The organism is Nocardioides sp. NPDC057577 (assembly GCF_042801335.1).
Taxonomy (GTDB): domain Bacteria; phylum Actinomycetota; class Actinomycetes; order Propionibacteriales; family Nocardioidaceae; genus Nocardioides.
Genome location: NZ_JBHVGB010000130.1, coordinates 1 through 17,502 on the forward strand (window position 1 = coordinate 1; position 17,502 = coordinate 17,502).

Sequence of the window (17,502 nt, forward strand, 5' to 3'; positions counted from 1 at the left end):
GCCCGATGCGGTCAGATGAGGTGCAGGCTCCGCGCCACGGCCAGTGCCTCGCTGCGCCGTGAGGCACCGAGCTTGGCGTACAGGCTGCTGACGTGGGTCTTCACCGTGTTCTCGGAGACGAAGAGCGCGGCGCTGATGTCGGCGTACGTCGATCCGCGGGCGAGCTCACGAAGGACGTCCCGTTCCCGGGCGCTCAGGCCGGGGAGCGGCCCGGCCGACTCGTCGACCGCCTCGGCCGGTCGGGGCGTGCCCTGGTCGAAGTAGGTCGTCAGGCTGGGCATGTCAGCGATGCCGGCCGAGATCCGGCCGACCCAGCGATGCGGCCGGAGCGCTGGGAACCGTCCCAGCATGGTCTGCACCGGCGTCCCCTGTCGGGTCCAGCCGAGGAACGGGATCGCGTTCTGGCGTACCTCGGTCTCGATCGCCACCTGTTGGAGATGTTCGGCCGCCGCGTCCACCTCTCCCAGCTCGTAGAGCATCTCCGCGCGCCCGACGAGCGCGATGCCCCGGGTCATCGGCTGGGACCAGGTCGCCTGCTGTGCCGCGACGTCGAACTGGTCCGCGGCGAGGCGCCGGTCTCCGTCGAGGTCCGCGCGCAACGCCCTGGCCAGGGCGGCCTCGCCGGTCATCCCGCGCTCGGTGAGCTCGTCCTCCACGGACTTCAGCGAACGTCGGTCGGTCGCCAGCGCGGCCAGCTCGGCCAGGTTGATCAGCAGAGTGACCTGCAGGTGGTCCGGCAGCCGGAAGGCTCCGGGCAGGTCCAACGGCTCGCCGAGGATCTGGCGGGCGCGCACGACCGAGTGGCCCGAGAGGGTGACGTGCGCCTCCCGGAGCCTCATCCAGAACCGGGTGCACAGGTCTGCGGGATGGAGCTTGGCGTCCGCGATGGGCGCCAGGTCGAGCCAGGGGAGCCGTGAGCTGCGCGCCAGGGCTGCGGCCAGCGCCGTCCGGGTGCGGGTGAAATCGCTACGGCTGCCGTGCGGGCGACCTCGGTCGGCCTGCTCCAGCAGGGTGGCGGCCTCTTCGGCGATCTCCCCGCAGGCCGCTTCGCGACCGAGCATGTATTCGGTCATCGCCAGCTGGCTGGAGGCATCGGCCCCGACCGCCGGCATGTCCCAGGTGCGGGCGAGCCCGATCGCCGAGGCCAGGCTTTGCTCCGCCTCCAGCAGCTGACCGAGCCAGCTCTGGGTGATGCCGAGCTCGGTGAGCAGCTGCGGCAGGATGTCGGCCTCGCCTCCGGCGCCGTGTGTGCCCCGGACCACCTCGGCCGCCCGGTCCGCGGCGGCTCGTAGGGGCTCGAGGCCGAGCCGTGCCCGCATCAACCCGATGCAGGCGAGCTCCTCCTCCGACATCGCCGCCGACTCCGCCAGACACCTGTCGAGCCAGTGCTCGGCCTCGGGTACGTCGCCTTCGAGCCAGGCCTCCACCGCGAGTGCGAACCAGGCCCTCGGGGTCGTCTCGACGTGCTCGGCGAGGTTGCGCGCGAAGGGGCGGAGGCGGTCCCCGTCGCCGCGCATCGCCGTCCTGACTCCGTCGTCGGCGAGCACGACCGCCATCTCCTCGTGGGCACCGACGGCCTCGAGCCGGTGCAGCGCGCCCCGCGTCTCGCCGCGCGTGCGGTCGATCCGGACAGCACGCACCACCGTCGATCGCGCCCGGGCGACGTCGACCCCGCCGGCGACCAGCCGGCGGCGTACGACCTCGGCGAGCAGCGGATGGATCCGGTAGGCCTCCTCGCCTCCGGCGTCGGGGACGAGCGGGACCGCGCGGGTCACGAGCAGCCCGGTGCTCTCCAGATCGGTCAGCGTCTCTCCGGCGCTCGGGTTCTGGGAGAGATGCGCGGCGGTCCTGGCGGTCACGAGCGTCTCGGCGGACGTGCACAGCAGCAGATGCCTCGCGCGTGCGGACAGCGACGCGAACACCTCGCTCGCCACCCGGTCGCCGAGGCCGACGGTGCCGTCCTCGAAAGCGGACTCGCCCGCCCTGCCAGGAGGGCTCGCATGCGCGGACCGGGCCGCGAGGACGACCGCGGCGCACCAGCCGCGGGCCTGCTGGACGATGGCATCGATGACTGGCCTGGAATGGGTGCGGGCGTGCTCGACGATCAGCGCCTCGGCCTCGGCGTCGCTCAGCTGCAGCACGTTGCCTCGCACGACCGAGAAGTTGCCGAGCAGCTCCGGTACGAGCCTGGTGAAGGGCAGGTCCCAGCGGCTGATCATCACCAGCCGCATCGAGTCGGGATCGTCGTTGAGCCGCTCGTTGAGCATCCGGTGCGTGGCGGCGCGAAGCAGGTGGGCGTCGTCGATGACGATGCGAGGGGGCGTGCCCTCGGCGGCCTCGTCGAGCATCGCGGAGAGCTGGTCGGGGGTCATCGTGCCGTCGGCATCCACCCAGCGCTGCGCGCGGGGAGCCCCGTCGTCGGTCTGTTGCCGCAGCCACCCGGCGACCCCCAGGGTCTTGCCGGCGCCGGCGGGCGCGATCAGCAGGGTGATCGCGGCATCTGCGGAGCGGTCGAGGTCGGCCCACAGCGAGTGGCGCGGCACATAGACCCTCGGGAGGCGGGGCCAGGGGGCGCTGGCTGCGGCGTCCCCGTCCCTGGCCGTGGGTATCACCGCCGCCTCGCTGCGCGGCATCGGTGCGGATTCTGCTGTCGTCGGGTCTGTAGCGGGCGCCGGCCTGCTGCGCTGCACAACCCCTCCCCTCAGTCGGAGCTCACATGCCACTGTCGGCGTCGTGCGCTCGTTGGGGGGAGGGTGCTGATGAGCGTCACCGCGCCGTAGATGAGCGGCATACCCGCCCGGTCATCCTGCGATGCTATTCAAAGTAAACGGCAAAAATTTGAGAAGGATCACCTATTTCAGGTGACCGGTAACAGCGGATTCTCGCGAACAGCTCGGTCTAGAGGGCCATCTGGTCCGGTGGCCAGTCGCCCTCGTGCGGGTCGCGGTGGGTGCGCCCGGCCGACGGCCACCCCCGGTCGCCGGCCTCCTCGTCCGTATCCTGCGCCACCCAGACGACGGCATCGTCGTAGGCTTCGCGGGTCGCTTCCCAGATCACCGCGGTGCCCTGGTAGACGGAACCCGCCGAGCCGAGCGTGTCGTCGGTCTGCAGCTGGCGCACCAGCCGCTCGTTGTCGGTGACGATCACCAGCCTGCTGCCGAGGTCGGCGAGCCCGGCGACGTACGTCCCCAGCACCTCGAGCAGCGTGGCGCCGGCATCGTCGGCGCCACGCAGCCGCAGGATCACCACGGACCTGCGTGAGGCCGGCGTCAGGTCCGGCATCTGCGAGCGCAGTGCGGTGGCGGTGGCGAAGAAGATCGGCCCGTACGGCTGGAGCACCACGACCTCGCGTTCGCCGAGACTCGTCGGCGGGTTGGTCTCGATGACCCGGTTGTCCGCGCCCATCACCAGTCGGCGCGTCACCAGCCGCGAGGACTGGCCGATCACGAAGAGCAGCACCGACAGCCCGACGCCGACCAGCACGGCGTACTGCAGCGGCATCAGCAGGGTGAGCACCAGCGTCGTCAGCATCACCGTCAGCGGCACCGGCCCGGTCTTGCCGACCGCGAGCAGCTTGGCCGGCTTGACCGTGCTGACGCCGACCACGATCAGCAGTCCGGCGAGGGCAGGCATGGCGACGAGCTCGACGACGCCGGCGAAGAGAATGATGACGGCGGCCATGACGGCTGCCGCGACGAGGAGCGCGAACCGGTTCCGGGCGCCCGCGCCGACGACCAGCGAGGTGGCCGACATCGACCCGCCCACCGGTACGCCGCGGAAGAGGCCGGAGGCGATGTTGCCCGCTCCCTGGCCGATGAAGTCGCGCGAGGGGCTGGCGGTGCCGCCCGGGTTCGGGAAGCCCGCCGAGACCCCGGCGCCCTGGACCATCCCGACGAACGCGAGGGCGGCGGCGGGGAGGAGGAGGTCGAGCGTGGCCGACAGGTCGGGGAACACCGGAAGCGGCAGCGAGCCGGGGACCTCGGCGACGTCGGCGACGTCGGCGACCAGCGCCACGGTGTCGCTTCCCAGCGCGTTGAGCACGGCAGCCAGCGCGGAGCCCGCGGCGACGGCCACCACCAGTCCGGTCGCGCCCAGGCGGGTGCGCTGCAGGACGAGGATGCCGGCGATGGTGGTCAGGCCGACGACCAGGGACGCGAGGTCGACCCCGCGCAGGTGCAGGAGCAGGTCGAGCGCCGCGGTGACGCGGTTGCTTCCCTGGGAGTCGTAGCCGGTGAGGTTGTCGAGCTGTCCGAGCACGATGCTGATCCCGACCGCGGAGATGAACCCCGTCATCACCGACTTGGACACGAACCGCAGCAGCCGGCCCAGGCCGAGGGCACCGGCGACGATCATGACGATGCCGGTGAGGATCGAGAGGGTGGCGAGCGCCCGCACCGGGTCGTCGTACGCGTCGAGGTCCACGTCGGCGACGATGATCGCCATTGCCCCTGTGCCCTGGATCGCCATCGTGGCGGTCCCGGTGAACAGCGCCCCGCCGGCGAGCCCGAACAGGTAGCCGTAGAGTCCCGCGACCGGGTTCACCCCGGCGAGAAGACCGCTGGCGAGCCCGTCCGGGACCGACTCGATGCCGAGCACGGCGCCGGCAGCGGCATCGCGTCGGGCCGTACGCCGATCGAAGAGATGGCGAGGCAGAGTGATCCGCTCGCGCAGCCAGGTCAGCATCGGGCCTTGGGTCGGCCGTCGGTGGCGTACGCGGGGTTGCTCACCACACCATCGCAACGCCGCGGGCGCGGGGCCGCCTCACCTGACTCGGGTGAGGCAGCCGTGTCGTTTCCGCGGCTGCGCGGAGTCGGCTATCACCCGTTGCGGGTGAAGGGAACTCGTGCGGGAGCGCCAACCATGGGTCCATGCTGCTGAGCCGACCTCGGGTGCTGGCCAGCATTGTCTGCCTCATCCCGAATGAAGGAGAACTACTCACATGAGCTTCTGGGACATCATCTGGTTCATCATCGTGTCCTTCGCCTTCGTGGCTTACCTGATGATCCTGTTCAACATCGTCACCGATCTCTTCCGGGACAAGTCGGTCTCCGGTGTCATGAAGGCCGTCTGGATGATCTGCCTCGTCTTCCTGCCGTTCCTCACCGCCATCATCTATCTGATCGTCCGGGGCAAGGGGATGGCGGAGCGTCAGAGCGTGGCCTTCCAAGACGCCCGGGCGGCCCAGGACGACTACATCCGCTCGGTCGCCGGCGCATCTCCCGCCGAGGAGATCGCCAAGGCCCAGCAGCTGCTCGATGCCGGGACGATCACAGCGGACGAGTTCGCCGCCCTCAAGGCGAAGGCTATGGCCAACTGACCGGCCCCGCATCAGCGAGCTCGTCATCGCGGCATCACCCCAGTCGTCCGGCCGGGGTGATGCCCCGGCCGTCTCGGGGTGGAAACGTGACGGACCATGTCCGCAAGTACCCAGCCACCGGGACTGCTCTCCGCCGAACAGCTCGGTGAGCTGATCGAGCTGATCAGGCAGGCCGACAGCGTCGAGCTCAAGATGACCGTGCCGAACGCCGAACGACCTCTGGCCGTGGCCGCCCTGGGGCTCGATCCCCTGGATGCCCAGATCCGGCAGGTGTTCTTCTTCGACACTGCTGACCTGGCGCTCAACCAACGCGGGCTCGTCGTCCGCGCGCGTCGGATCCAGGGACGGAACGACGACTCCGTCGTGAAGCTGCGGCCCGTCAACCCGGCCGAGCTCTCGACGGCGCGCAAGTCCAAGAACCTGACCGTCGAGGTCGATGCGATGCCAGGAGGCTTCGTCTGTTCGGCCTCGATGAAGGCGACCCGTGGCCGGACAGACGTCAAGGAGGTCGCCGCGGGCACGCGCCCGATCCACAAGCTGTACACGAAGGAGCAGCAGGGCTTCTTCCGGGCCAACGCCGCCTCGGACCTCGCGCTCGATGATCTGGTGCCGCTCGGCCCGATCACCGTTCTGAAGCAGAAGCTGAGGCCACAGGAGTACGCGGGCCGGCTGGTCGCCGAGTTGTGGTTCTACCCGGATGGCGCGCGAGTCCTCGAGCTCTCCTCCAGATGCGCACCCGTGAACGCGTTCCAGGTCGCCGCGGAGCTCAAGGCGTTCCTGGCCGGGCGTGGGCTGGAGATCTCGGGTGATCAGCGGACCAAGACGACCACAGCGCTCGAGTACTTCGCAAGCGAGCTGACCGGGTAGCTCCACCGGCGGCGCCGCGGTCCTCATCCACCACGGACGACGCCCGATCGTTGCTTCCATACCAGGCTTGGTTCAGCTGTGGCCGACGATGATGCGGCTCGTACGCCGAAGGACGCAGGTCAAGGGTCATGACGCAGCCGAGGAAGCATCGAGCGCGGGAAGTCGAGTTGAGATCATGGGTCAGAACCCGCTGGAGCCGGGAACCGCCGGTGCCGCCGATGCCCAGGCCTTCGAGATACGGGTCGCCGGAATGGTCCCGCAGCAGGTCCTGCTGCAGCTCGCCGACGTCGAGACCTCCTCACGCGAGACGAGGACCGTGTTGATCTGCCGGTGTCGGGACCAGGCCGAGCTCCACGGGTTGCTCGCGAGACTTCGGACCTTCGGTCTCGAGGTCGTGGAGGTCCGAAGGCTCATCACCGGGACGGCGGACGAGAGGCCGACCGGGGGCGAGGCATGAGTGAGGCCGGGCCCGAGGCAGAGGTCGTGTTCGAGCTGACCGTCGAGGGCGAGCTGGGTCCGGTGCTCCGTTGTGCGTTGCAACCGGATGCCGTCGAGCGGCACCCGTGCACCACCTTTCGAGCCACTGCCGGTGCGGGTCTCGACCTGGCCGACCTCGTGGGCATGCTGGATGCGGAGGGGCTGACGGTGGAGGACATCCGGGTGGCCGGTCTCCGATGAACAGCGAGGATGTGGGTCGCGAGGTCGGCGGGGAGCATCGGGGACACGATCTGCAGCTGGGTCGGGGGCCCCGCGCGGTCGCCGGTGCCGTCTACGGCCTCGTCTCGGTCATCGCCGTCATCGCCGCGGCCTCACACTTCGACGACTCCGCCGGCCGAGTCTTCGCCTTCGCCGTGGTCTCCAGCGTGGTGATCTGGACCGTGCACGTCTACGCGTCGATGCTGGCAGACTCGGGGCCGGAGGTCGAGCCCTGGCGCAGTGTCCTCATCGCGGGCGTGCGTCACGAGATCGGGATCGTGGAGGGTGTCTTCGTCCCGCTGCTCATCCTGTTCCTCGGAGCGATCGGGTGGCTCGAAGACGGGCGCGCCATCGCCTGGGCCATGTGGTCCGGCGTCGTGCTCCTGGTTCTCGTCCCGCTGTTCTGGCTTCGCCGGACGGGCCGCTCGTGGGTCGGGTCCTTGGTCGCTGCCGGGGCGTGTGGGTTGCTCGGACTGGGTCTGACCTGGATGAAGGTCCTTCTCCACTGACTCACCCGAGCTAACGCATTCGGGCTATATACGGCATCAGGACGCCGTACTAGCGTGGTGATTTCCTCGGGTCTGACGTTCCCCCTTGTGTCCGTTGGGCGCTCTCGCGCACCGGTTCGATCTAGGAGGCAGGTCGACGCGATGGGACCTCACCCCGGCGATGGCTGGTTCGGCATCCCGACGGTTCCCTCGGGATATGTGGCGCGACCCCGCCTCCTGCAGCTGCTCGATCGCAGTGACGCCTGCCCGTTCGTGCTGGTCAGCGCGCCGGCCGGAACCGGTAAGACGGCCCTGCTGGCGGACTGGGTCGCGGCAGGTGAGGAGCGGGACCGCACGGCGTGGATCACCTTCGAGGAGACGGATGTCGCGTTCTGGCCCGGTCTCCTCGGGTGCCTCGAAAGCCTGGGCGCGGCGGTCTCACCCGAGACGGTCCGCAGGGATGAGGGCCCGCTCGACCGCCAGGTTCGCCGGGCGGTCGCGGAGGCGGTCTGCGACCACTCGGAACGACTGACCGTCGTGGTGGACGGACACGACGTGCTCTCTGCCGAGGTCGCGGAGGATCTGGACTTCCTGCTGCGACATACCGGCGACCGTCTCCGCCTGGTGATGGCGACGCGCGCCGATCCGGTGCTTCCGATGTACCGGTACCGGCTCGACGACACGGTCGTCGAGGTGCGGATGTCGGACCTGGCCTTCACCGATGAGGAAGCCGGTGAGCTGACCCTGCGGGCGGGACTGACCCTGACGCCGGAGTCCGTGCACGCGCTCAACCTTCGGACGAAGGGATGGGCAGCTGGGCTGCGCTTCGGTGCACAGCTGCTGCGGATGCGGCAGGATCCGGACGACACCGTCTCGGAGATCGTCGGCGACACCGGAAACATCGCGGAGTACCTCGTGGGCGAGATGCTGGCCGCCCAGAGCCCAGAAGTACGAGCCCTGCTCCTGGCGACGAGCGTTCCCGACACGATCCAACCAGGACTGGCCGAGGCCCTCGCCGGTCCCACGGCCGAACGTACGCTGAACCTTCTGACCCGGGACAACGTGCTCATCGAGCCCGTACCGGGGAGTCCTGGGTGCTACCGCTACCACCCGCTCTTCCGGGACCTCCTTCGCGCTGTGCTCGCCTACGAGTCGCCGGATGAGATGAGACGTCTGCAGCGAACGGCGGCTGAGTGGTACGCCCGCGACGGCCAGGTCACTGCGTCCGTCGGTCACTTCGTGGCGATCGAGGCCTGGGAAGAGGCGGCGGCAGAGGTGGTCGACGACCTGGCAGTCGGCCAGCTGCTGCTCGACGACAGCACGAGCGCCTTGACCCAGTCGTTGCGGTCGATCCCGTCCGAGCTGGAGGACCCCGCATCCACCGTCGTGCGGGCGACCCTCGCGTTGGGAGCCGGCGACACCACCGGTTTCACGAACGAGCTGGCCCAGGTGCGGACCGATCCGGGTGTGTCATCAGGTTCTCGTCCTTGGGCCACGGACGTCGCGGTCAGGGTGCTGGAAGCCGTAGGCGCGCAGGCGTCGGAGGACCCGAGCGAAGCGATGTCCCTCGCCACGGCGGCCGAACAGGCACTAGAGGCGCCGGACCGCGGGCCGAAGGGGAGCTCCCGTCCCGAGCTGGTTGCCCTCGTCCTTCTCAGCAAGGGCATCGCGGCCCTGCGCCAGGGAAGGCTGGCGACGGCTGATGCGATGTTCAAATCCGGCGTCACAGCGGCCGTCGGAGCCGGATCCGAGGCCCTCGTGGCGGAGTGTCTGGGCTACCAGGCAGTCATCGCCTGCTGCCGGGGCAAGCTGTCCAGGGCGGCGAGACTCGGGGATCGAGCGCTCGGTGCGGCCGAGTGCATCGGTGTCAACGCGGCAGACCGGGCGGTCGCCGCCCGGGTTGCCCTTGGCTGGGTGGCGATGGAGCGGTACGACCTGCGCGCGGCAGCCGATCACGTCCAGGCGGTCGAGCGTCTGGACCTGTCGCTGCGTGATCCGATCCCAGTTGCTTTCCTGGCCTTGATCAGGGCGCGTCTCCAGGTGGCGCACGGTGACCGGCTGGGCGCGGTCAGCAGGCTCGAGCAGGCGGTCGCGGGAGTCAAGGACGAGCGTGGTTGGCTCGGTCAGCAGCTACGCATCGAGCTCGCCCACGTTCGAGTCGCCGCTGGTGAACCGGCGGCGGCTGAGATCGAGGGCCTTGGCGGCCAGCCCGAGGCGGCCCTCGTCGTCGGGCTCATGCAGCTGCAGCTGGGTGATGCGAACGCAGCCGACGCCGCGATGTCCACGGTCCTGTCGAAGCGGGCTGCTGTGCCGGTCCAGGTCTCCGGCTGGCTGGTGGAGTGCTCGCGCCGGCTCCACGACGGACCATCAGCGCGGGCACACGCGGCGCTCCACCGGGCCCTCGTGCTGGCCTCGCCGGAACGAGTGCGACGCCCTTTCCACGAGGCGCCATCGGTGGTGCGGCAGCTACTCGTGCGGGACAAGCAGCTGAGCGCCGAGCACGAGTGGCTCTTCGAGATCTCGACGGCGCCCTCGCGGAGGTCGTCCGTCCAGAAGGGTGCGCTGACCTCCACTCCGGCGCGCGCGCCCGCACCCGTCTTCGAAGAGCTCACGGAGAAGGAGATGGAGGTCCTGGGCCACCTGGCCAACCTCCTCACCACCGAGGAGATAGCAGGCGTCATGTACATCTCCGTCAACACGATCCGCACCCACGTGCGCAACATCCTTCGGAAGCTGGGTGTCAGCCGCCGGAACGCCGCGGTCAGGCGTGCTCGCGAACTGGGGCTCCTGCAGCAGTGAGTCGTCGCCGGGACACGGCCCGATGCGGTTCATCCGCCCGGGGTGACGACGCGCACCCGGAGTCGCGTCGGGGCTACGCGGCGGCGTGGCGGAGGAAGAGGCACTCCATCGCCACCTGCGCGGCGAGACTCGCTGTGATGCCCAGGTGGTCGTGCGGCGGGCTGACGGTGTTGATGTCGAAGGCCGCGAACTCGAGCCCGCGCAGTCCGCGCAGGATCGTCAGCCCCTCGCGTACCGTGATGCCGCCCCAGGACGGGGTGACGACGCCGGGGGAGACCGACGGGTCGAAGACGTCCATGTCCCAGCAGAGGTAGATCGGCACGCCGGCGAGCCATTCGCGGAGGCGGGCGACGAGCGCGGGGATGCCCATCGCGACGATCCGGTCCATCGTGATGACCTCGTAGCCGAGGTCGGTCGCCACGCCGACGATGCCGGGTCGCCCGTCGTACGCGGTGTCGCGCATCCCGACGTGCAGAGACCCTGCCGGATCGATGAGTCCCTCGCGGACCGCGTGCACGAAGGTGTTGGCGTTGTTGTACTCGTAGGGGTAGATGCCCTCGTAGGCGTCGGTGTGGGCGTCGAAGTGCAGAACCGCGAACTCGCGCCCGAGGGTCTTCTTGAGCGCGCGCAGCTGCGGCAGGGTCACGGCGCCGTCGCCGCCGAAGGTCAGTGGGGTCGCGCCGACGGCGAGGATCGCGGAGACTCCGGCTTCGACCGCGTCGAAGCTCTGCTCGACGTTGCCCGGCAGCACCTTCGCGTCGCCCGTGTCGACGACGCCGAGCTCGCCCAGCAGGTCGACGTCGAAGCCGTCCAGATGCTCGGCGACGAGGGCGGAGTGGGTGCGTACGTGGGCCGGGCCCGAGCGCGCGCCGACCCGGGTCGGGTGGTAGCCCATGTCGAACGGCACCCCCATGACGGCGACCGAGCTGGTTGCGTCTGCGGGGCGGGCGGGAACCCCGAAGAGGGTGCCGACGGGAGCGAGCGAAGCGTTGTCCATGCACTCAGCATGTCAGGGCCAGGTCTCGGGCTCGTGTCGCGGCGAAGTCGTGCTGTGATCGCTGACCTGCACTGGTCCGATGTCAACCACGGACGGTCTCCACGGCGTCAGCGGCGCTGCCCGCTTCGAAGCTGTCGACCGCCACGAGATCGGAGAACCTACGACGCAGGAAGTGGGTCGCGTGACGTACGGCAGGTCCGTGGAAGGGCTTGCCCGGGAACAGGTCGAAGTGATCGCCGGGGTAGTGACGGACCTCTGCGCGGCCGGCGAAGGCGGCTTTCATCGCTGCCTGCGGGGGAGCGCTGCGGTCGAAGTCGGCGATCTGGACCAGCCAGGGGGCCCTGAGACTCGTGGCAGCGTCTGACGGCGCGCGGGTGCCGAGCTCGAGCACGACGTCGGCGGCGATCTCGTTGCGCCAGGTTGGCCCGGCTATCGCGAGGTAGTCCTCGTACGCGCCCTCCAGGGTGAGTGCGCCGGGCTGGCCAGGCCGTGCAACGACCGGAGTCATCGCAGGTCCGCGACCGGCCTTGCGACGTACGGCGCTCGCGAGGCCGCGGCCCGTCGACGCCAGCAGCTGACCGGGCGTGTGATGCTTGGTGGCGAGACGTGCGGCAGCAAGTCCGTCGACCATGGGAACGACGGAGACGACCGCCGCGACGTCGGTGCGCTGTGTCGCCGCCGAGACCACCTGACCGCCACCGAGCGAGATGCCCCAGAGCACGACCCGGGCGGGGTCGACGCCCGGCAGCCGCTTGGCGGCATCGGCGGCGGCGTGCAGGTCGGCGACCTGACCCGCGATCGATACGACCTGGCGGGGCTGGCCGTCGCTGGCACCGAAGCCACGGTAGTCGAAGGTCACCGCGTGCAGGCCGGCCGCGGCGAACGCCTCGGCGAAGGGCCACATGCCGGAGTCCTGGGTGCCGGCCAGGCCGTGCGCGAGGATGACGACCGGGGCGCCGTCGGCACCTGCGAAGTGGGTCGCGGCGCAGCGCACGTCGGCGGAGGTGAAGTCGAAGACTCTGCTCACAGGGTGCTCCCGTAGATGCTCTGGATCCAGATGTGGGTGATCGCGTCGATGTGGGCCTCTCGCTCGGGGCCGACCCCCAGCGCGTGCCGTTCGACGGCGTGGTCGTTGAGGTCGAGCAGGACGGCGGCGAGCGCGTGTGCGTCGACGCCCGACTGCGCGTGGCCGAGGGCCCGCTCGCGCTCGATCATCTCCGCTGTCATGTCCGCGAACTCGGCACGCCCCGCTTCCCACAGCTCGCGGACCGCCGCGCTGGAAGCGCGAGCCTCGAGAAGAGCACGATAGGTGTGCGGCGTCTTGTCGACCGACGCGAAGAGCGTGGCGATGACTGTGCGGATCCGCGCTCGGGGCTCTCCTTCTGCCTTGACCAGCAGGTCGGTGGCGTCCGATGCGTCGTCGTACAGCTCGGCCATGAGGGCCAGGACGGCGGTCGCCTTGCTCTCGAAGTAGAAGTAGAAGGCCGATCGCGTGACACCTGCGCGGCGAGAGATCTCGGCGACGTTGATCTCCTCGAGCGTCTGCTCGCGGAGCAGCTCGTCAAGCGCCTCGAGGAGCGCCGAGCGACGCTGGTCGCCACGGTTGACGGTGCGGCGGTCGACCATCCGTGCCCAGAGGCGCTCGTCGCTCATCGGGCACCCCTGAGGGTTGCCCTGGCCAGGCCGGCGGGGATCTCCTTGACCCGCAGGTCGTGCTCATAGAGGAAGTAGTCGACCTGCTGGGTGTGCCGCGGGCGCTGGACCATGTGCGCGGTGTACTTCTCCTGGTCCTCGTCGATGACCTGCTCCATCTCCTCCGCCCTCGGCGGTTGGTAGCGGCCGGCGAGCCAGGCGGCCACCAGGCGGGTCTGGCACTCGACGAACGGGAAGAGGGTCGGAGTCGACTGCGCGAACCCGACGAACGCCAGGTCGTCGAAGCCGGGCTTGAAGATCCGCTTGTAGAGGCGGATGTGGTTCTCCGGCGCGCTGATGAAGTCCTCGTCGAAGAACGGGAACGTGATGTTGTACCCGGTGGCATGGATGACGACGTCGAACTCTTCGCTCGTGCCGTCGGCGAAGTGCACGGTCTGCCCGTCCCAGCGCTCGATGTCCCCCTTGGCGCGTAGGTCGCCGGAACCGAGGCGCAGCGGCAGCTCCACCGACTGGGTCGGGTGCGCCTCGAAGAACTTGTGGTTCGGCGTCGGCAGCCCGTAGTCCTCGGGACGACCCGCGGTCATCGGCTGCATCAGCTGGACGAACTTGCGCTGCCACGCGAAGGGGATGTGGGGCGAGGTCTTGTAGTACTTGTCGGCCGGCTTGCCCGCGAAGTACTTCGGCACGATCCACGCGCTGGAACGGGTCGAGATGACCACATCGTTGTCGAGGGTCTTGTTGGACAGCTCGACGGCGATGTCGGCGGCACTGTTGCCCAGGCCGATGATCAGGATCCGCTTCCCGCTGAGGTCGTACGGGGTGCCCGGGTCGACGTACGCGTGCGAGTGAATCGTCAAGCCGGTGAACTCGCCCGGCTTGTTGGCGAACCGGGGGTCCCAGTGGTGGCCGTTGGCAACGACGATCCGGTCGAAGTGGCGTCTGCCTGTGCGCTCGGTCTCGAGCTCCCAGCCCCGGTCGGGGTGGCGCCGCGCGTGGACGACGCCATTCTCGAACTCGATGTCCTTACGGATGTCGAAGGCGTCCGCGTAACTGTCGAGGTACTCCTTCACCTGGGTGTGGTGCGGGAAGTCGGGGTACTCCTCGGGCATCGGGAAGTCCTTGAAGGACAGCTGGTGCTTGGAGGTGTCGATGTGCAGCGACCGGTAGGCGCTGCTGTGCCCGTTCGGGTTTCCGAAGGCCCAGTTGCCGCCGACCCGGTCGGACGACTCGAAGGTCGTGAACTCGAGGCCGTAGTCGGCCAGCATCTTGCTCATCGTGAGGCCGCTGATGCCCGCGCCGATCACGGCGACGGTGGGACCACTCATCGGTGCTCCTTCCCTGTGGGCCCGGGAGAGAGCCCTTGACAAAGCGAGGTGACCTCCGTCACGTTAGGGCCGTGAATTGACACGTGTCAATAGAACTAGACAGATGTCAGCTGAGGACATGGAGGCTGGAATGCTCACAACGATCGTGATCGGTGCCGCGTCCGGGATCGGCGCCGCGACAGTCCGCGTACTTCGCGACGCCGGCCATCGCGTCATCACTGCTGATCTCGCCGGGACGGGCGCAGACGTAGCCGTGGACGTCACCGACGAGGCGTCCGTGGCTGCCCTGTTCGAAGGGGTTGCCGTCGAGGAGAGCGGATACACCGGCGTGGTGAACTGTGCCGGGATCAGCACTCTCGCTCGGATCGTCGACCACGACATCACCGAGTGGCGCCGCGTTGTCGACGTCTGCCTGACAGGTGCCTTCCTGGTTCTCAAGCACGCCGGGCGAAGTGTCGCCGACGGCGGGTCGTTGATCTCCCTGACTTCGCTCAACGCACGACAGCCGGGCACTGGGTTGGCGGCGTACTGCGCAGCCAAGGCGGGTCTGGTGGCCCTGACGGAGGTCGCCGCGCTCGAGCTTGCTCCTCGAAAGGTGCGCGTCAATGCGGTCGCGCCCGGGCTCGTGGTCACTCCGTTGACGGAGCCGGCGATGGGTCTGCCCGGTGTCCGTGAAGGCTATTTGGAGAATACGCCGCTTGGACGCTCGGGTGAGCCGGAGGAGATCGGCGCAGCCATCCGGTATCTGCTTTCCGACGACGCCAGGTGGATCACTGGCGAGACGCTCGACATCAATGGTGGTGCACATCTTCAGCGCTACCCAGACCTCGTGGGCCTGATCGAGAAAGCGTTCGCCTAGGCCAACCGCCGGGTGGCCTCCGACAGGGTCCGACGAAGTCTCGTGAAATGCGAGAAACCCCAGGTCTCCCTGGGGTTTCTCTCTGTGCGCGAGGGGGGACTTGAACCCCCACCCACTAATACGTGGACTAGCACCTCAAGCTAGCGCGTCTGCCTATTCCGCCACCCGCGCGCAACAAGAAGAACATTATCAGGAGGCCGTCCCGGTGCCGAATCGGGATGGCCCTGTGGGCACACGCCCAGGTCAGGCCGGGAGAAGAGCGCGGGCGGGGTGGTTGCTGGTGACCATCCAGACCCGCTTGTCGTACACGAAACGGCGCAGGCGGCCGGGGTTGTCGACGGTCCAGACCAGGACCTTGATGTTGCGGCGATGCGCCCAGCGCAGCAGCCAGACATCGGCGAGGCGCTGCTCGACGACGACCAGGTTGGAGCGGCAGCGGCGGATGCGGCCCTCGGGGAAGAACTCCGAGAGCTTGAGTCGGAAGAGCTTGAACGGGTGGTGGCGGAAGTCGACGCCGCCGAGGGAGAGGCCGACCAGCGTCGAGGGGGAGCGGAGGTCGGCCCAGTCGCGCAGGGCGCGTACGGATTCGTCGACCATCGTGGTCACGATGAAGCTCTCGTTCATCACCTCGAGGGCGATCTCGGCGGCGTCGACCTCTTGCGGGAGCCCGAGGTGGTTCGACGGCGAGGCGAACTTGAGGTCGATGTGGGCGTGCTTGCCGTGGGCGGCGAGCAATTCGAGGGCCTCCCGGTAGCGCACCAGGTGGAACGGTGCGAGCCTCGCGAGCGCTGCGTACGTCCTGTCCTCGATCTTCACCCTGCGGCCGATGCGGTCGCGGATGTGGCCGTCGTGGTGGAGGACGAACTCGCCGTCGCGGGTGCGGTGCACGTCGAACTCGACGTAGTCGACCTCCATCCGGACGGCCTCCAGGAGCGACTCCCAGGAGTTGTCACGGTGCCCCGACTGACGCGCCGCGGCGCGGTGAGCGGAGAGGAGGGCGCGCTTCTGCATGCGTCCATGGAAACCCACCCGGCCGAACACACTGAAATCCTTTGCCCTTATACAGGTGGACGTCAGACGGCGGTTTGTCGCACCCGGTCGATACGGTGGCTTCATGACCAGCGCCGAGACCGAGGTCGTCGACCTCTGCCGTGACCTGATCCGGATCGACACCAGCAACTACGGCAACGACCCGGGGCCGGGGGAGCGGAAGGCGGCCGAGTACGTCGCTGCGCAGCTCGACGAGGTCGGGATCTCGTCCGAGATCTACGAGTCGGAGCAGGGCCGGGCGTCGGTCGTCGCGCAGTGGGGTGGGTCGTCCGGTGACGGGCTGCTCCTGCACGGTCACCTCGACGTCGTCCCCGCCGCAGCCGAGGACTGGCAGATCGACCCCTTCTCCGGGGAGATCCAGGACGGCTACGTCTGGGGCCGCGGCGCCGTCGACATGAAGGACTTCGACGCGATGCTGCTCGCCGTCGTCCGTGAGCGCCAGCGCACCGGAAGGATCCCGGAGCGCCCGATCACGCTCGCCTTCACGGCCGACGAGGAAGCCGGCGGGATGAAGGGCGCCCACGTGCTCGTCGAGGACCACCCCGACCTGCTCGCCCACTGCACCGAGGCGGTCGGTGAGGTCGGTGGCTTCTCGACGACGGTGAAGGGACGCCGTCTCTATCTCATCGAGGCTGCCGAGAAGGGCATGGCCTGGATGAAGCTGACTGCCCGTGGCACCGCCGGGCACGGCTCGATGATCAACCGCGACAACCCGATCACCCGGCTCTCGGGCGCGATCGCCCGCATCGGCGCCCACGAGTGGCCGGTGCAGCTGACCCCGACGATGCAGACGCTGCTCGCCGCGGTCGGCGAGATCGCGGGGGAGGAGCCCACCCCGGAGAACGCCGAGCGGCTCGTCGAGGAGTTCGGCCCGGCCGCCCGGATGATCGGCGCCACCCTGCGCAACGTGACGAACCCGACCATGACCAGCGCTGGCTACAAGGTCAACGTCATCCCCACCGAGGCCACCGCTCACGTCGACGGCCGCTTCCTGCCCGGCTTCGAGGACGACTTCTTCGAGACGCTGCGCAAGCTGTGCGGCGAGGGGATCGACATCGAGTTCGACCAGAACCAGATGCCGTGGGAGACCCCCTACGACGGCGCTCTCGTCGCCGCGATGGAGCGCTCGCTGGTCGCCGAGGATCCCGACGCCCTGGTCGCCCCCTACCTCATGTCCGCCGGCACCGACGCCAAGCACTTCAAGCGGCTCGGGATGAGGACGTACGGCTTCGCGCCGCTGCGACTGCCCGAGGAGCTGGACTTCACCGCACTCTTCCACGGCGTGGACGAGCGGGTCCCCGTCGACGCGCTCCAGTTCGGGGCGCGGGTCATGGACCGCTTCCTCGACCAGGCCTAGGAACAGATCGCGCCGAGTCGGCTCGTCCTGACGAGAAACGACGCCGAGTCGGCTCGTTATGACGGGCCGACTCGGCAGGGGATTTGGTCAGGAC

General features: G+C 69.1%; 15 protein-coding genes and 1 tRNA gene. 8 read left to right on the top strand and 8 right to left on the bottom strand.

Annotated elements, in window-relative coordinates; all coding sequences use genetic code 11:
• Window positions 1-11 precede the first annotated feature (11 nt).
• Both ACFU7D_RS21420 and ACFU7D_RS21425 read right to left on the bottom strand, forming a co-directional pair.
• Window positions 12-2,633 carry a LuxR C-terminal-related transcriptional regulator gene (locus ACFU7D_RS21420; RefSeq protein ID WP_378870914.1) on the bottom strand — a complete coding sequence of 874 codons (2,622 nt, stop codon included), beginning with the start codon at window positions 2,631-2,633 and terminating at the stop codon, window positions 12-14.
• Between the two features lie 265 nt (window positions 2,634-2,898).
• Window positions 2,899-4,683 (bottom strand): SulP family inorganic anion transporter, encoded by a 1,785-nt coding sequence (locus ACFU7D_RS21425; protein WP_378870916.1) that lies wholly within the window; start codon window positions 4,681-4,683, stop codon window positions 2,899-2,901.
• A 256-nt stretch (window positions 4,684-4,939) separates the two neighbouring features.
• Here ACFU7D_RS21425 and ACFU7D_RS21430 point away from each other — a divergent pair, with 256 nt between their 5' ends.
• The 6 genes from ACFU7D_RS21430 (at window position 4,940) to ACFU7D_RS21455 (ending at window position 10,167) form a co-directional block, all read left to right on the top strand.
• Window positions 4,940-5,317, top strand: coding sequence for an SHOCT domain-containing protein (locus ACFU7D_RS21430; RefSeq protein WP_378870918.1), 378 nt, complete (start codon window positions 4,940-4,942; stop codon window positions 5,315-5,317).
• Between the two features lie 96 nt (window positions 5,318-5,413).
• A complete protein-coding gene (locus tag ACFU7D_RS21435) occupies window positions 5,414-6,184 on the top strand; it encodes a hypothetical protein (RefSeq protein WP_378724322.1) in 771 nt (256 codons plus the stop codon).
• A gap of 175 nt (window positions 6,185-6,359) precedes the next feature.
• Window positions 6,360-6,641 carry a hypothetical protein gene (locus ACFU7D_RS21440; RefSeq protein WP_378870921.1) on the top strand — a complete coding sequence of 94 codons (282 nt, stop codon included), beginning with the start codon at window positions 6,360-6,362 and terminating at the stop codon, window positions 6,639-6,641.
• Window positions 6,638-6,862, top strand: coding sequence for a hypothetical protein (locus tag ACFU7D_RS21445; RefSeq protein WP_378724326.1), 225 nt, complete (start codon window positions 6,638-6,640; stop codon window positions 6,860-6,862). The genes ACFU7D_RS21440 and ACFU7D_RS21445 overlap by 4 nt, the downstream gene beginning before the upstream one ends.
• A complete protein-coding gene (locus ACFU7D_RS21450; RefSeq protein ID WP_378724328.1) occupies window positions 6,859-7,389 on the top strand; it encodes a hypothetical protein in 531 nt (176 codons plus the stop codon). The genes ACFU7D_RS21445 and ACFU7D_RS21450 overlap by 4 nt, the downstream gene beginning before the upstream one ends.
• A 198-nt stretch (window positions 7,390-7,587) precedes the next feature.
• Entirely contained in the window at window positions 7,588-10,167 is a 2,580-nt protein-coding gene (locus ACFU7D_RS21455; RefSeq protein WP_378870923.1) for a LuxR C-terminal-related transcriptional regulator, read from the top strand.
• A gap of 73 nt (window positions 10,168-10,240) precedes the next feature.
• On the opposite strand, the gene ACFU7D_RS21460 is transcribed toward ACFU7D_RS21455, so the two are convergent.
• The 4 genes from ACFU7D_RS21460 to ACFU7D_RS21475 form a co-directional block, all read right to left on the bottom strand.
• Window positions 10,241-11,164, bottom strand: coding sequence for an arginase family protein (locus tag ACFU7D_RS21460; RefSeq protein ID WP_378870926.1), 924 nt, complete (start codon window positions 11,162-11,164; stop codon window positions 10,241-10,243).
• A gap of 82 nt (window positions 11,165-11,246) precedes the next feature.
• The gene (locus tag ACFU7D_RS21465) at window positions 11,247-12,191 is read right to left on the bottom strand and encodes an alpha/beta hydrolase (RefSeq protein ID WP_378870928.1); all 945 of its coding nucleotides are present in this window, start codon (window positions 12,189-12,191) and stop codon (window positions 11,247-11,249) included.
• Window positions 12,188-12,817, bottom strand: coding sequence for a TetR/AcrR family transcriptional regulator (locus ACFU7D_RS21470; RefSeq protein ID WP_378724336.1), 630 nt, complete (start codon window positions 12,815-12,817; stop codon window positions 12,188-12,190). Before ACFU7D_RS21470 ends, ACFU7D_RS21465 begins: the two co-directional genes overlap by 4 nt.
• Window positions 12,814-14,142, bottom strand: coding sequence for a flavin-containing monooxygenase (locus tag ACFU7D_RS21475; RefSeq protein WP_378870931.1), 1,329 nt, complete (start codon window positions 14,140-14,142; stop codon window positions 12,814-12,816). The genes ACFU7D_RS21470 and ACFU7D_RS21475 overlap by 4 nt, the downstream gene beginning before the upstream one ends.
• Before the next feature lie 130 nt (window positions 14,143-14,272).
• Between ACFU7D_RS21475 and ACFU7D_RS21480 the strand changes: the two genes are divergently transcribed.
• Window positions 14,273-15,001: an SDR family NAD(P)-dependent oxidoreductase gene (locus ACFU7D_RS21480; protein WP_378870933.1), complete on the top strand. Its 729-nt coding sequence runs from the start codon at window positions 14,273-14,275 to the stop codon at window positions 14,999-15,001.
• Window positions 15,002-15,086: 85 nt separating this feature from the next.
• On the opposite strand, the gene ACFU7D_RS21485 is transcribed toward ACFU7D_RS21480, so the two are convergent.
• Both ACFU7D_RS21485 and ACFU7D_RS21490 read right to left on the bottom strand, forming a co-directional pair.
• A tRNA-Leu gene (locus tag ACFU7D_RS21485) sits at window positions 15,087-15,172 on the bottom strand.
• Window positions 15,173-15,244: 72 nt separating this feature from the next.
• Window positions 15,245-16,012, bottom strand: a complete 768-nt coding sequence (locus tag ACFU7D_RS21490) for a glycerophosphodiester phosphodiesterase (protein ID WP_378870936.1) — start codon at window positions 16,010-16,012, stop codon at window positions 15,245-15,247.
• 103 nt (window positions 16,013-16,115) lie between these two features.
• Here ACFU7D_RS21490 and ACFU7D_RS21495 point away from each other — a divergent pair, with 103 nt between their 5' ends.
• Window positions 16,116-17,408 (top strand): M20/M25/M40 family metallo-hydrolase, encoded by a 1,293-nt coding sequence (locus tag ACFU7D_RS21495; protein ID WP_378870938.1) that lies wholly within the window; start codon window positions 16,116-16,118, stop codon window positions 17,406-17,408.
• Window positions 17,409-17,502: the final 94 nt, after the last annotated feature.

Coding starts and splice junctions, on each gene's coding strand:
- ACFU7D_RS21420 (WP_378870914.1), bottom strand. CDS start 2,633: ATGCCGCGCAGCGAGGCGGCGGTGATACCCACGGCCAGGGACGGGGAC.
- ACFU7D_RS21425 (WP_378870916.1), bottom strand. CDS start 4,683: ATGCTGACCTGGCTGCGCGAGCGGATCACTCTGCCTCGCCATCTCTTC.
- ACFU7D_RS21430 (WP_378870918.1), top strand. CDS start 4,940: ATGAGCTTCTGGGACATCATCTGGTTCATCATCGTGTCCTTCGCCTTC.
- ACFU7D_RS21435 (WP_378724322.1), top strand. CDS start 5,414: ATGTCCGCAAGTACCCAGCCACCGGGACTGCTCTCCGCCGAACAGCTC.
- ACFU7D_RS21440 (WP_378870921.1), top strand. CDS start 6,360: ATGGGTCAGAACCCGCTGGAGCCGGGAACCGCCGGTGCCGCCGATGCC.
- ACFU7D_RS21445 (WP_378724326.1), top strand. CDS start 6,638: ATGAGTGAGGCCGGGCCCGAGGCAGAGGTCGTGTTCGAGCTGACCGTC.
- ACFU7D_RS21450 (WP_378724328.1), top strand. CDS start 6,859: ATGAACAGCGAGGATGTGGGTCGCGAGGTCGGCGGGGAGCATCGGGGA.
- ACFU7D_RS21460 (WP_378870926.1), bottom strand. CDS start 11,164: ATGGACAACGCTTCGCTCGCTCCCGTCGGCACCCTCTTCGGGGTTCCC.
- ACFU7D_RS21470 (WP_378724336.1), bottom strand. CDS start 12,817: ATGAGCGACGAGCGCCTCTGGGCACGGATGGTCGACCGCCGCACCGTC.
- ACFU7D_RS21475 (WP_378870931.1), bottom strand. CDS start 14,142: ATGAGTGGTCCCACCGTCGCCGTGATCGGCGCGGGCATCAGCGGCCTC.
- ACFU7D_RS21480 (WP_378870933.1), top strand. CDS start 14,273: ATGCTCACAACGATCGTGATCGGTGCCGCGTCCGGGATCGGCGCCGCG.
- ACFU7D_RS21490 (WP_378870936.1), bottom strand. CDS start 16,012: ATGCAGAAGCGCGCCCTCCTCTCCGCTCACCGCGCCGCGGCGCGTCAG.
- ACFU7D_RS21495 (WP_378870938.1), top strand. CDS start 16,116: ATGACCAGCGCCGAGACCGAGGTCGTCGACCTCTGCCGTGACCTGATC.